Origin of the sequence: Prevotella sp. oral taxon 475 (assembly GCF_018127805.1) — a bacterium.
Taxonomy (GTDB): Bacteria; Bacteroidota; Bacteroidia; order Bacteroidales; family Bacteroidaceae; genus Prevotella.
This window is the reverse complement of sequence record NZ_CP072334.1, coordinates 851356-864572: the sequence shown is the minus strand read 5'-3', so window position 1 is coordinate 864572 and position 13217 is coordinate 851356. Positions and strand designations below refer to the sequence as shown.

Annotated in this window: 9 protein-coding genes and 1 other RNA gene; 3 read left to right on the top strand and 7 right to left on the bottom strand. The window is 54.6% G+C overall.

The window, feature by feature from the left end; genetic code table 11:
- Positions 1–141: 141 nt before the first annotated feature.
- From mfd to J5A66_RS03305, 7 genes are all read right to left on the bottom strand, one after another.
- Complete coding sequence (gene mfd, locus J5A66_RS03335) at positions 142–3591, bottom strand: transcription-repair coupling factor (RefSeq protein ID WP_211791036.1); 3450 nt, start codon at positions 3589–3591, stop codon at positions 142–144.
- Between the two features lie 7 nt (positions 3592–3598).
- On the bottom strand, positions 3599–4354 hold the full coding sequence (locus tag J5A66_RS03330; RefSeq protein WP_211791035.1) for a polyprenol monophosphomannose synthase: 756 nt from the start codon (positions 4352–4354) through the stop codon (positions 3599–3601).
- Between the two features lie 13 nt (positions 4355–4367).
- Positions 4368–5474, bottom strand: a complete 1107-nt coding sequence (locus J5A66_RS03325; RefSeq protein WP_211791034.1) for a UDP-N-acetyl glucosamine 2-epimerase — start codon at positions 5472–5474, stop codon at positions 4368–4370.
- A 364-nt stretch (positions 5475–5838) separates the two neighbouring features.
- Positions 5839–7074, bottom strand: a complete 1236-nt coding sequence (gene serB / locus J5A66_RS03320; RefSeq protein ID WP_211791033.1) for a phosphoserine phosphatase SerB — start codon at positions 7072–7074, stop codon at positions 5839–5841.
- Between the two features lie 42 nt (positions 7075–7116).
- On the bottom strand, positions 7117–7887 hold the full coding sequence (locus tag J5A66_RS03315) for an MBL fold metallo-hydrolase (RefSeq protein WP_211791032.1): 771 nt from the start codon (positions 7885–7887) through the stop codon (positions 7117–7119).
- On the bottom strand, positions 7884–8888 hold the full coding sequence (gene murB, locus J5A66_RS03310) for a UDP-N-acetylmuramate dehydrogenase (RefSeq protein ID WP_211791031.1): 1005 nt from the start codon (positions 8886–8888) through the stop codon (positions 7884–7886). Before murB ends, J5A66_RS03315 begins: the two co-directional genes overlap by 4 nt.
- A 12-nt stretch (positions 8889–8900) precedes the next feature.
- Complete coding sequence (locus J5A66_RS03305) at positions 8901–9758, bottom strand: DUF4348 domain-containing protein (RefSeq protein ID WP_211791415.1); 858 nt, start codon at positions 9756–9758, stop codon at positions 8901–8903.
- A 124-nt stretch (positions 9759–9882) separates the two neighbouring features.
- Between J5A66_RS03305 and pheS the strand changes: the two genes are divergently transcribed.
- The 3 genes from pheS (at position 9883) to J5A66_RS03290 (ending at position 13212) form a co-directional block, all read left to right on the top strand.
- Positions 9883–10920, top strand: coding sequence for a phenylalanine--tRNA ligase subunit alpha (gene pheS, locus J5A66_RS03300; RefSeq protein WP_211791030.1), 1038 nt, complete (start codon positions 9883–9885; stop codon positions 10918–10920).
- Positions 10921–11341: 421 nt separating this feature from the next.
- Positions 11342–11723, top strand: an RNA gene (gene rnpB / locus J5A66_RS03295) — RNase P RNA component class A.
- A gap of 118 nt (positions 11724–11841) precedes the next feature.
- Positions 11842–13212 carry a YihY/virulence factor BrkB family protein gene (locus tag J5A66_RS03290; RefSeq protein WP_211791029.1) on the top strand — a complete coding sequence of 457 codons (1371 nt, stop codon included), beginning with the start codon at positions 11842–11844 and terminating at the stop codon, positions 13210–13212.
- Positions 13213–13217: the final 5 nt, after the last annotated feature.

Below are 13217 nucleotides of genomic sequence, written 5' to 3'. Positions count from 1 at the left end.
CGTAGGGCGTGTTGCTCGTTTTTTGCCGATTCTGGCCATCCCGTAGGGCGTTTTTCTCGTTTTTTGGCCAGTTCTGACAATCCCATAGAGCGCGTTACTCATTTTTCAGCCCGTTCTGCCCATCCCTTAGGGAGTATTGCTTTAAGATAGGGTGTTTTCCATCTTCCGCAGCAGGCTTACGGCTTCTTCCACGGAGGCGATGTTGCTGACATGCATCATCCTGCGACCGTGGATTTCTTTCAAGTCGCAACGACTGGGGTTGCGGGCGATGTAGTTGAGAATGCTGTCGAAAGCTCGACTGCGGAAGTAGGCACTCTTGGGATTGGAGACGAACTGCATCATCATGCGCCCTTGCTTGAGCATGATTTTCTCGCAGCCCAATCGTTTGCCGACGCGACGCAGGGCGACGACGTGCATGAGCTCTTCTCCCTGACGGGGGACGGGACCGAAACGGTCGACGAGGCGTTGTCGGTAGGCTGCGAGTTCAGCATCGTCGTCGATATTGTCGAGTTCGCGATAGAGGAGCATGCGCTCGCTGTCGCCGGGCACGTAGGTATCGGGGAAGTACATCTCGAGGTCGCTCTCGAGACTGCAATCTTCTACGAATTGGGAGCCGCTGAGGGATTCACCCTTGGCGAGGGCATCGTCGTAGAGATTGCCGAATTCGTCGTTGCGCAGTTCGGTGACGGCCTGCGAGAGTATCTTCTGATAGGTTTCGTAGCCCAGGTCCTCGAGAAATCCGCTCTGCTCGGCTCCGAGCAGGTTGCCGGCTCCACGAATGTCGAGATCTTGCATGGCGATGTTGAATCCACTGCCCAGATCGGAGAAGGTTTCGAGGGCCTGGAGCCGTTGACGGGCTTCGTGACTGAGGGTCGAGAAAGGCGGTGCCAGCAGGTAGCAGAAGGCTTTGCGATTGCTGCGACCCACCCGACCGCGCATCTGATGCAGGTCGCTCAGTCCGATTTTGTGGGCCGAGTTGATGATGATGGTGTTGGCGTTGGAGATGTCGATGCCGTTTTCGATGATCGAGGTGGAAAGCAACACGTCGTAGTCGTGGTTCATGAAGCCGATGAGGACATTTTCCGTTTCCTCGGGCTTCATTCGACCGTGGACCGTGGCAAGGCGGCAATCGGGGATGTATCTCTTGACAAGATTTTCGAGCTCGGGGAGCAACGAAATGCGGTCGTTGACGAAATAGACTTGCCCGTTGCGACTCATCTCGAAGTTAATGGCATCGACGATGGTCTCGCTATTGAAGGTGGCTATCTCCGTATGGATGGGATGACGGTTGGGCGGCGGCGTGTTGATGATGCTCATGTCGCGGGCACCCATCAAGGAGAACTGGAGGGTGCGCGGAATGGGGGTGGCCGACATGGTGAGGGTGTCGACGTTGGTTTTCAGCGTTCGGAGCTTTTCTTTCGTGGAGACACCGAACTTTTGTTCTTCGTCGATGATGAGCAGCCCCAGGTCGTGCCACTTTACGGTCTTGCCAACAAGCTTATGCGTACCGATGAGGATGTCGATTTTTCCTGCAGCCAGATCGTCGAGCACTTGCCGGGTTTGTCGGTAGGTGCGGGCTCGCGAGAGGTAGTCTACTCGGACGGGGAATCCTTCGAGTCGCTTGCTGAATGTTTTGTAATGCTGAAAGGCCAGCACCGTCGTGGGCACCATGACGGCCACTTGCTTCGAGTCGCAGGCGGCTTTGAAGGCGGCGCGGATGGCAACCTCGGTCTTGCCGAATCCTACGTCGCCACATACGAGTCGGTCCATGGGGCGTTCCTGCTCCATGTCGGCCTTCACCTCGTTGGTGGCTTTCAGCTGGTCGGGCGTGTCTTCGTAGAGGAAGCTGGCCTCGAGCTCGCTCTGCATGAACGAGTCGGCACTAAAGGCATACCCTTTCTTCATACGCCGTTTGGCATAAAGGCGAATCAGGTCGCGGGCGATATCTTTGATGCGCGTCTTGGTCCTCTCCTTCAGCCGTTCCCAGGCTCCGGTGCCCAAGGTTGAGAGTCGCGGCGGCTCGCCCGAAGTGCTCTTGCGATATTTCGCTATCTTGTAGAGCGAATGGATGGAGACGTCCACCTTGTCGTTGTTCTGATAGATGATGCGTATCATCTCCTGATACGAATTTCCGGTGGGGACGCGCATCAATCCGCCAAATCGCCCTACACCAAAATCGACATGCACGATGAAATCGCCGGGCTCCATCTCTTGCAGTTCTTTCATCGTTAGGGCGAGTTTCCCTGCCCGCGCCCGGTCACTCTTAAGACTGTATTTGTGAAAACGGTCGAATATCTGATGGTCGGTGAAGAAGCAGACGCGCAGGTCGTTGTCGACGAATCCTTCGTGCAACGTAAACTCTCCGGGATACTCAAGAGGCAGCGGAGACCGGGGAGAGGAGGCGAAACGGGAGGAGCGGTCGGTCGTGGTTTTAGAGTCAGGTTCTTCTTCGGCAGAAAGAATTTCGTGCAGACGCTCCTGCTGTTTCCGGCTTTCAGCTAGAATCAGCAACCGATAGCCTTGCCCTTGATAGTGCTCCAGAGTTTGCCGTAAGAGGTCGAAGTTCTTATGAAACAACGGTTGGGCTGTAGTGTGAAAGGGGATGGTGACCTGTGGAACACCCACGGGTTGCGCACCGATGTAAAGGTGTTTAAGGTTGGCGGCATCTGCGGTAAACTCCGATGCAGTGATGAGTTGGCGTTCTCTTTGCATGTCGTCCATCAGTTGTCGTTGTTCTATTTCGCTGATGCCTTCCATGCGTTCGGTCATGAACTGCGAGAGAAATCCTTCCTTGTAGGTGCGCTCGACGATGTCGCGGATGTAGCCGAAATCTTTCATCACCAACAGGGTTTCTTTGGGCAAGAAGCGCAGAAAGGAGATTTTCTCGCTGACGGTCGCGCCGAGTTGAGGAACGATCTCGACAGCCGTACGTCGGTCATGCGAGAGCTGACTCTCTACATCGAACGTCCGAAGGGTGTCTACTTCATCCCCGAAGAAGTCGATACGGAACGGCAGTTCGCTGCTGTAAGAGTAGACATCGACAATGCTTCCACGCAGGGCAAACTGGCCGGGTTCGTAGACATAATCCACTTCGGAGAATCCGAATCCTCGCAGCGTCTGCGCCAGTTCCGAGGGGTCGACGGTTTGACTGACGGATATGGTTAGCGTACGTTCGTCGATTTGTTCTTTGGATGTCACTCGTTCGCAGAGAGCTTCTGCCGGAGCCACGATATAGCAGGGTCTGCCGGCACCGACGCGCGCCAACACTTCGGTGCGCAGGATTTCGTTGGCAGCATCGCGCTGACCGTATTTCACGGCGCGACGATAGGACGAGGGAAAGAACAGCACGTCTTCCTGTCCCAGGAGCTGAACCAGGTCTTGATAGAAATAGCCGGCCTCATCGGCATCGGGCAGGATGAAGAGGGCGGTTTGCAGCTCTCTTGCCGCCCATCCGGCAAAGAACGTAGGGGCAGCAGAGGCCACCAAGCCTTGAAGGAAGATATTTTTGATCTCCTTCTCTTCTAAAATTTTTTCGAGCGCAGCTGTTTGCGGCTGCGCTCTGTACATTTGTAGAATCTGTTGTTTGTCCATATCGTTTTTATCCCGGCATTTGGGGATATTTCCTCAGCCATCCATCCAGTCGGAGGCGCATCACGCCGAAGAAGGCTTCGCCGAAGATGCCACCGCTCATTTTGCTGGTGCCTTCGCGCCGATTGACAAAGATGACGGGCACTTCTTTGATTTTAAATCCGATTTTGTAGGCGGTGTATTTCATTTCAATTTGGAAGCCGTAGCCTTTGAAGCGCACTTCGTCTAAGGGGATGGTGGCGAGCACGCGCCGGCGGTAGCATTTGAATCCGGCGGTGGTGTCGTGCACCCGGAAGCCGGTGACGAGGCGAACGTATTTCGAAGCGAAATAGCTCATGAGTACGCGCCCGATGGGCCAGTTGACGACATTCACGCCGCTGACGTAGCGCGAGCCGATGGCTACGTCGTTGCCTTCGTCGTGGCAGGCGGCGTAGAGACGGGGCAGATCGGCGGGATCGTGACTGAAGTCGGCGTCCATCTCGAAGATGTATTCGTAGTTGCGTTCCAGGGCCCATTTAAAACCGGCGATGTAGGCGGTGCCGAGTCCGAGTTTGCCACTTCTTTCAAGGAGGAAGAGGCGACCCTCGAACGTCTCGTCCATCAATCGACGTACGATAGTGGCGGTGCCGTCGGGACTACCGTCGTCGATGACGAGGAGATGGAAGCATTTTTCCAGGTCGAAGACAGCCCGGATGATTTTCTCGATGTTTTCTTTTTCGTTGTAGGTGGGGATGATGACGATGCTGTCGCTCTGAGGGTTGTTCATGTGTGTGGGGGGATTAGGGTTGTTGTTCGAGGAGAATGCTGACGATACGTTCGGCGCTGCGTCCGTCCCATCGGTCGGGGATGGCGGCATTTTTCCAGCGGTCTTGCACGAGTTGGGCGATAGCCTGTCCCAGCCGTTGGGCATCTTCGCCGACGAGGAGGTTGGTGCCCGTTTTGACGGTTTCGATGTGTTCGGTATAGCTATTGAGTGTGATGCAGGGCACGCCGTTGAAGGTGGCTTCTTCGGCCACGTTGCCCGAGTCGGTGATGATGCCTTTGGCGTGTGCCGTGAGGTAGCCGAACTCGAGATAGGAGAGCGGTGGAATGAGGTGGAAGGTGGCAGCGGTGTGGGTGTCGAACCGTTGGATACATTCGCCGACGATCTGGGCGGCTTCTTGACGCAGAGGGGCGATGATGGGGTGTGACCCGGCCTGGCGGATGAGTTCTTGGAGCATGTCTTGCAGCAGGGTGCGCCGGGCGATGAGGGCTTTGCGATTGAGGGTGAAGACGAGATAGGCTCCGTCTTTTGCGCCCAGTGTTTCGAGTTGACGGGGACGGACGAATCGGTTGCGGTTGTGCCGGAGTGTATCCATGAGGATGTTGCCCACGAGATAGATTTTGGAGGGTTCGGCTCCTTCTCTCGTGGCGATGCTGTTGCTACCGGGCCCGGCGGTGAAGAGGAGGTCGCTGAGTCCGTCGATGACGAGCCGGTTGATTTCCTTGGGCATGTTGATGTCGAAGCTGCGTGTTCCGGCCACGAGGTGTGCCAAGAGGAGTCCTTGTTTTTTGGCGACGATGGCGGCGGCGAGTGTCGAGGCGAGGTCGTCTACGACGATGACGACCGTGGCGGGATGGGCTTGGAGATGGGTCTCGAAGGCGGACATCACTTGCCCGGTGAGTTCGTTGAGGTTGGTGCAGTCTACGCCCAGGCAGGCCGTGGGGCGTGGTATTTGCAGGTCGGCAAAGAGGGTTGGCTCCAGCGCGGGATCGTCTGCTCTACCGGCATACACCAGTTGATAGTCTATTCTCCGGCCTTGCTCTCGGGCCTTGTCGATGGCGTGCACAATGGGTGCTACTTTGATAAAATTGGGGCGGGCGCCCGCTACGATACATACGTTCATTTTGTTGGAGGGTTAAGGGGTGAAGGAGTGAAAGGGAGTTAAGACAAATGCTTCTACATAGAATCCTGCGAAAACGACCGTTCCCCGCGGCGGGGAATCTTCCCTGGGTGTCAGCGGCCGTTCTGAAATGTTCAGAAAGCATCCCTGGGTGCCAGCGGCCGTTCTGAAAAGTTCAGAAAGCTTCCCTGGGTGCCAGCGGCCGTTCTGAAAAGTTCAGAAAGCTTCCCTGGATGCCAGCGGCCGTTCTGAAAAGTTCAGAAAGCTTCCCTGGGTGCCAGCGGCCGTTCTGAAAAGTTCAGAAAGCATCCCTGGATGCCAGCGACCGTTTCCCACGACGGGGAATCTTTTTCTGTTCATGGGTTGGTCAATTTTCAATGTAGCTATCTTTAAATCCGAGGAAATAGAGCACGCCGTCGAGCCCGATGGTGTTGATGGATTGCTGGGCGTTGGCCACGACGCGGGGTTTGGCGTGGAAGGCGATGCCCAGTCCGGCTTCGGAAATCATGGGCAGGTCGTTGGCTCCGTCGCCCACGGCGATGGTTTGCGCCAGATTCACCTTTTCTACCTGGGCGATGAGCTTGAGGAGTTCGGCTTTGCGCCGGCCGTCGACGATTTCGCCTACATAACGACCGGTGAGCCGACCGTCGTCGCCCACTTCCAATTCGTTGGCATACACGTAGTCGATGCCGTACTTCCGTTGCAGATATTCGCCGAAAAAGGTGAATCCGCCGCTGAGGATGGCAATTTTGTAACCATAGCGTTTGAGCACAGCCATGAGCCGATCTACGCCTTCGGTGATGGGCATGCGCTCGGCGATGTCGTGCATCACACTCACGTCGAGCCCACGGAGCAGAGCCACACGTTGGCGAAAACTTTCTTTGAAGTCGATTTCGCCGCGCATGGCTCGCTCGGTGATGGCTTTCACTTCGTCGCCCACACCGGCACAGACGGCCAGTTCGTCGATGCACTCGGTCTGGATGAGCGTCGAGTCCATATCGAAACAGATGAGTCGACGCATGCGTCGATACATATCATCCTTTTGGAAGGAGAAGTCGATGCCCATGTCGGCCGAGAGCTCCATGAGTCGGGTTTGCATGGCCTCACGGTCTTGCGGCGTTCCGCGCAGCGAGAATTCGATGCAGGCTCGCACGTTGCGGTCGGGATGCTTAATGCTGATGCGCCCGGTGAGCCGCAGGATGGAGTCGATGTTCAACCCTTGAGAGGAAATCACGCTGGTGGCGGCTTCGATCTGTTTGGCCGAAAGACTCCTCCCGATGAGCGTCAGGATGTATCGGTTCTTACCCTGTCCCTGCACCCAGTCTTCGTATTGTTCGTCCTGGATGGGCTCAAAGCCGATGTGCACATTCAGTTCGGTGGCCTTGAAGAGCAGTTCTTTCATCACCTGCCCCGAGTGAGTCTCGTCGATGCGGATGAGAATGCCCAAAGAGAGCGTGCTGTGGATGTCGGCCTGACCGATGTCGAGAATCTTAGCGTCGTAGTGGGCCAGAATTTCCATCACCGAGGCCGTGAGCCCCGGGCGGTCCTGACCGGTGATGCGAATGAGGATTTGTTCTTCCTTCTGGGGGATGTTGTTCGTCATAGGGATTCCTTTCAATCAATGTTCTTGTTACAGAGAGATCACTTATACCAGCGGGAGGTGGATTTCCATACCATCGTAGCCGAACTCGAAACCTTCTGGCAGTCGACCGTTAGCCGCCGAATGAAGTCCAATCTGGTGCGTCATGTGCACGAAGATGGTGCGACGAACGCCCAACCGACGGGCAAACCAAATGGCATCCGCCACCAACTGATGCGAATGATGCGGCTTCTCGAAGCGTAGGGCATTCACGATGAGCGTGTCCACCCCCTGCAAATACGCCAGCTCCGTCTCGGCAATCGTCTTCATGTCGGTGATATAGGCCAGCGCACCCAACCGATAGCCCAAAATGGGCCACTGCCCATGCATCACTTCGATGGGCAACACCGGGATGTCGCCGATCAAGAACGACTGATGCGGACGGATTTCATGCAGTCGCAGCAATGGCACGCCGGGATAGAGCGTATCGGTGAAGCAGTAGGGCATGGCCCGCCGCAAAGCCTGGGCCGTGTCTTGTCGGGCATACAGATCAATGTCGCCAAAGGCACAGTAAGGCCGAAGGTCGTCGATACCCGCCACATGGTCGTAATGACTGTGGGTGATCAGCACGCCATCGATACGCCTGAACGGCTCGCCGAGCAACTGTTGACGAATGTCCGGCCCGCAATCCACCAACACCCTACTGTCTTCCGTCTCCACCAACAACACGCAACGCAAACGCTTGTCGCGCGCATCGCCGCTTTGACACACCTCGCAGCGACATCCTAAAACAGGAACACCGCCCGATGTCCCTGTCCCCAATAGCTTCAGCTTCATACGATGTTCACCTCCGGTTCTATCTTGATTTCAAACTTGCGCTGCACGTCGCCCTGAATGGCTCGGCAAAGGGCCAGCATGTCGGCCCCCGTTGCTCCGCCCCGATTCACCAACACCAAAGCCTGCCGATCGTGCACGCCGGCTTTGCCCAGCGTTTTTCCTTTCCATCCGCACTGCTCGATGAGCCAACCGGCGGGCACTTTCACCCGATTCTCATCCACCTCGTAGTGCGGCATCTGCGGATATTGCCGTTGCAGAGCCTCCAACTGCCCACGCGTCACCACCGGATTCATAAAAAAGCTGCCGGCGTTTCCTTCCACTTTCGGGTCGGGCAGTTTAGCGCGTCGGATGTCGATGACGGCCCGACGCAACTCTTCGGCCGTGGGATGATCGGAGCTGAGATGAGCGCGAAGACCGCCGTAGTCGAGACAGGGTCGAAACTCGGTGCTGAGTCGATAGGTGACATGCGTAATAACGAAACGCCCTTTCCACTCGTTTTTAAATCGACTTTGGCGATAAGCATACGCACAATCGGCATTGCTGAACGTCACTTTCCGGGCCGTTGCCCACTCCACAGCCTCCACTTTCACAATCAGTTCTTTGGCTTCCACGCCATAGGCACCGATGTTTTGCACCGCACTGGCCCCCACTTCACCGGGGATGAGCGAGAGATTCTCCGCCCCATGCCATCCCTGTTGCACGCAAAAAGCCACGATGTCGTCCCACGTCTCGCCCGCTCCGCAGCGCAGATAGACGTCCGTCCCCTCCACCGTAGCCTCGCGACCCTTAATGTTGACGTGGAGAACGGTGCCGGGATAGTCGGCCGTGAGCAGCAGATTGCTGCCTGCGCCGAGCACGAGCAGCGGTGCATCAGCGGTCGAAAGAGTGGGAAGAAAAGCCATCAGTTCTTCTTCCGAGTCTACTTCCACCCACCGCTTGCACCGGGCAGCGATGCCGAACGTGTTGCGACCAGAGAGGTCGCCGTTTCGCCAATCTTTCATCTCGCCGGGCGTTTAACTATTGAACTTGGTCAGTTTCCATCGTCCTCGAATCTTCTTAAACGTCATCTCCGTTTCCATTCCGTTGGCAACACCGCGGATGACAAAGAGTTTTTGATGGCTCTCCGTGTACGTCTGACCATATATAATATTGTATATCTGTCCGCTGGGGATCAGTCCCGGTTTGAAGGAAGCCCACTGTTCGGGCGAGATCGAGCCGGTGATCGAACTGAAATCATCGTCCGGGTCGGGTGCGGTGAATGTAACCAAGTCGTTCATACTGCTCACCTGGAAAGCACTATCTACCGCAAATCGCTGGTAAAACTGCAAGAACGAAGCATTGCTGCCCTCATACAGCGCCTTGTTATTGATCGATGTCATCATCCATTGCCCATTGATGCGATGGAAAACATATTGTTTCACCGTTTGGTTTTTCAAGCCGATCTTCTCGATCACCACATGTCCCACGGTGGTATCTTTCACTAAACTCAATTGTTTGGGGCTATCGAAAATCAAGGTATAGTAGCCTTGTTTCATAAAAAAGTGCTCCATTTTCCAGTCTTTTTTCTCGATGAGCTTCACCGTTTTGCTGCCACGCTGATACACCTTCAAAGGAAATTGTATGCGCGAACGCTGCAATTTGCGGTTGGCTGCAAAATTGAAGATGAAATCATCGAAGAGTTCGTCGGCCGCTTTGGGCATAGGCTGTTCCTCGATGATGCTTTCGAGCGTGTCTTGCGGAAGAGAATCGACAGCAAGAGAATCACGTTGTGCACCGCCGGCTGTCGACTTCTTCTCCGAACACCCAACAGCGATAAATCCTATCGCCAGCAAGCCCCAGGCGATTGCTGTCCGGAAGGCCCTTTTTTTCATCATGTCTGTCATATGGATTGGTCTCTCAAATCGCTGCAAATGTACAACTTTATTTCTACACCCTCCCGCATTTAGGTATAAAAATACTACCTTTGCATGCAAATTATAACAAGAAATAAAAGACATGATACTCGAGAGAATCAACGAACTTCTGAGCGAAGTGGGACAGCTTTCGGCCAAGAATGCGGAGGAAATCGAACAACTGCGACTGAAATATCTCAGCAAGAAGGGGGAGATCACGGCCTTGATGGCCGATTTTCGCCTTGTGGCTGCCGACCAAAAAAAGGCTGTCGGCATGAAAATCAACGAACTAAAGCAGCTGGCACAAGACAAACTGGAGGAGCTTAAGGCCTCAGTGGGCACAGAAAAACAAAGCCGCGAGCTGCTCGACCTTACCCGAACGCCCTACCCCATCCGCTTAGGAACGCGCCATCCGCTGACAATCGTGCGCAATCAAATCATCGATATTCTCCAGCGCATGGGCTTTACGCTGGCCGAAGGGCCCGAGATCGACGACGACCTGCACGTATTTACCAAACTGAACTTCGCCCCCGACCATCCCGCACGCGACATGCAAGACACCTTTTTCATCGAGACCAACCCCGATGAGGTGACGAAAAACGTAATTCTGCGTTCGCATACGTCTAACGACCAAAGCCGAATCATGGAACGGCAACAGCCTCCTATCCGCGTGATTTGTCCCGGGCGAGTGTATCGCAACGAGGCTATCTCGGCCCGTGCACACTGCTTTTTCCATCAGCTCGAGGGTCTTTACATCGACAAAAATGTCTCTTTCACCGACCTCAAACAGGTGCTTCTCACCTTTGCCCGCGAGCTTTTCGGGCCCGACACCAAGATTCGGCTGCGCCCGAGCTACTTTCCTTTCACCGAGCCCAGTGCCGAAATGGACATCTCTTGCCACATCTGCGGCGGCAAAGGCTGCGGCTTCTGCAAGCACACTGGCTGGGTAGAAATTCTGGGGTGCGGCATGGTAGATCCCAATGTGCTGGAGGCTTGCGGCATAGACAGCAGCGTTTATTCGGGCTATGCTTTCGGACTGGGCATCGAACGCATCACCAACTTGAAATATCACGTGGCCGACCTGCGTCTGTTCTCAGAGAACGACGTGCGTTTTCTACGTCAGTTCGAGTCGGCCTACTAAAGCTCCCGCCCTTCTATTTCTTACAGACCGCAGGCCATTTTCCCTGCGGTCTTTTTTCGTTCCGTCCCGTTTCTCTCTTCCCATCCACAGAGGTTGCACTTCTTGCCAAGTCGCAAAGGATGCCTCCAAGCCAACCTTGCGACAGAGACAAGCGGCTTCTTTCGATCGCCTTGATCAACATCTGACATCCAAGCGTTTATAAAACGTTTTCCCATCTCTTAGCTTTCGTCCTGCATTTTCTTAGCTTTTGCAGTGCATTCTCTTAGCTTTTGGCGTGCGAAAGCTAAGAGATGAGATGAAAGGGCGGCGAGTTCGCCTCGGAAATCGGAATCGAAGGGCGACTGCATCGGGTCGAAAGGCGCATTAATTTCAGATTTTGAGCCGCGGTGCTGCATATTTTTCGTACATTTGCAGACGGAAAGCAGTGTTTCGGTCTGCCGCCGGCATCCTTGCGATGCGGGAGGAAAGTCCGGGCAGCGCAGGACGTTCCACTTCTGAAAATGGAAGCTACCGGCGACGGTAGGTAGAGGTAGAAGAAAACAACCGCCAAGGCTCGCGCCGTGGTAAGGGTGAGAAGGTGGTGTAAGAGACCACCAGTCGATGGGCGATCATCGAGCTGTGCCTCCTGGAAGCTGCAAGTTCGCGTAAACCGTCGTTTGAGGGTTGTCCGCCCGAAGATGCTACGACGGAGGGTAGAATGCTCAAGCTGCGGGGCGACTCGCAGCGTAGATAAATGGCAGACGCTTTCCGCTCACGACAACGTGAGGAAAGAACAGAACCCGGCTTATAGAGACACTGCTTTCTTTTTTAATGGACACTTGAAAATTGATCGTTGAGAATGAACAATGAATGATTGACGATGCATCATTGAGGAGAAGACTGCCGACTACACACACAGACTTATCTTCCCGTTAAAACCCCATGAGAAGAAAGATTGACAACATCATTTTATACCTGCGAAGAGGAATGTGGCAAACGCGACGCGAGGAGGTTTCGCCGCTGGTGTTCGTGCTGCTCACCATCCTGCGGAGGCTCGTCGTGACGGTGAAATTCTTCACTACGCGCAGCGTTACCGACATGGCTTCGGCCCTTACCTACAGCACGCTCCTGGCCATTGTGCCGATTTTGGCCGTGGTATTTGCCATTGCACGCGGTTTTGGCTTTTCAAAATACATTGAGATTTGGTTTAGAGACGCGCTCTCGAGCCAACCGCAGGCCGCTGATACCATTATCGGCTTTGTCAACTCTTACCTGGTGCACACCAAAAGCGGAATCTTTCTTGGCATCGGACTGCTTTTCATGCTCTTCACCGTGCTGATGCTCATCAGCAACATCGAGAAAGCCTTCAACAAAATCTGGCAGGTACAACATCCACGCAGTTTGTTTCGCACCGTGACAGACTATCTGGCCATGTTCTTCCTCGTACCCATCATCATCGTTGTCACGTCGGGCGTGTCGATTGTGATGGCCACTTTCGCCAGCGACATCGAGGAATACGTTGTTATCGGTCCGATGATGCGTTTGTTTATCTCGGTGATGCCCTACGTTTTGATGTCGGCCGTTTTTGTTGGCTTCTATATCTTCATGCCCAACACCAAAGTCAACTTCTCGGCGGCTTTCTTTCCGGGCATCCTTTCGGGTGTAGCGATGCAGGTGTTGCAGGTGTTCTACATCCATTCGCAAATCTTCCTCTCGTCCTACAATGCCATCTATGGTTCGTTTGCAGCTTTACCGCTGTTCATGCTGTGGGTGCAGATTTCGTGGAGCATCTGTCTCTTCGGTGCCGAATTGAGCTATACCAGTCAGAACATGGAGAGCTTCGACCTCCTGGGGCAGATGGACGAGCTGAGTTATCGCTACCGGATGATGCTGAGTGCCTTGTTGTTGGGAAAGATTTGCCGGCGGTTCGACGAGGCTAAGCCGCCCTATACGGCGGTGGAACTGAAGTTGGAAACGAACATCCCGGTGCGCATCGTTCAGCAATTGCTCTTCGAAATGCAGACCGCAGGTCTGGTGACCTACATCGCTGGCGACGAAAAGGATGTCGATGCGCGCTATCAGCCGGCTCTCTCGCTCAGACAACTCACACTCGGATTGATGATCGACCGGCTCGAATCCTCGGGCACTTGGAATCTCGACCTCGATATTGGCAAACATCTCACAGGTCGAGGATGGAAAGAGTTTTACAGAATGAGAAAGCATTATCTGGCCGAGATGCGCACCATCGAACTGAAAGACTTGGTTTTCGACGAACAGCCCATCGGCACAGGTTTGCTAAACACACGCCATTAAAAAAT

What these genes read in the sequence shown, in the direction of transcription:
- mfd (WP_211791036.1), bottom strand. Translation starts at nt 3,591, where the DNA reads ATGGACAAACAACAGATTCTACAAATGTACAGAGCGCAGCCGCAAACA.
- J5A66_RS03330 (WP_211791035.1), bottom strand. Translation starts at nt 4,354, where the DNA reads ATGAACAACCCTCAGAGCGACAGCATCGTCATCATCCCCACCTACAAC.
- J5A66_RS03325 (WP_211791034.1), bottom strand. Translation starts at nt 5,474, where the DNA reads ATGAACGTATGTATCGTAGCGGGCGCCCGCCCCAATTTTATCAAAGTA.
- serB (WP_211791033.1), bottom strand. Translation starts at nt 7,074, where the DNA reads ATGACGAACAACATCCCCCAGAAGGAAGAACAAATCCTCATTCGCATC.
- J5A66_RS03315 (WP_211791032.1), bottom strand. Translation starts at nt 7,887, where the DNA reads ATGAAGCTGAAGCTATTGGGGACAGGGACATCGGGCGGTGTTCCTGTT.
- murB (WP_211791031.1), bottom strand. Translation starts at nt 8,888, where the DNA reads ATGAAAGATTGGCGAAACGGCGACCTCTCTGGTCGCAACACGTTCGGC.
- J5A66_RS03305 (WP_211791415.1), bottom strand. Translation starts at nt 9,758, where the DNA reads ATGAAAAAAAGGGCCTTCCGGACAGCAATCGCCTGGGGCTTGCTGGCG.
- pheS (WP_211791030.1), top strand. Translation starts at nt 9,883, where the DNA reads ATGATACTCGAGAGAATCAACGAACTTCTGAGCGAAGTGGGACAGCTT.
- J5A66_RS03290 (WP_211791029.1), top strand. Translation starts at nt 11,842, where the DNA reads ATGAGAAGAAAGATTGACAACATCATTTTATACCTGCGAAGAGGAATG.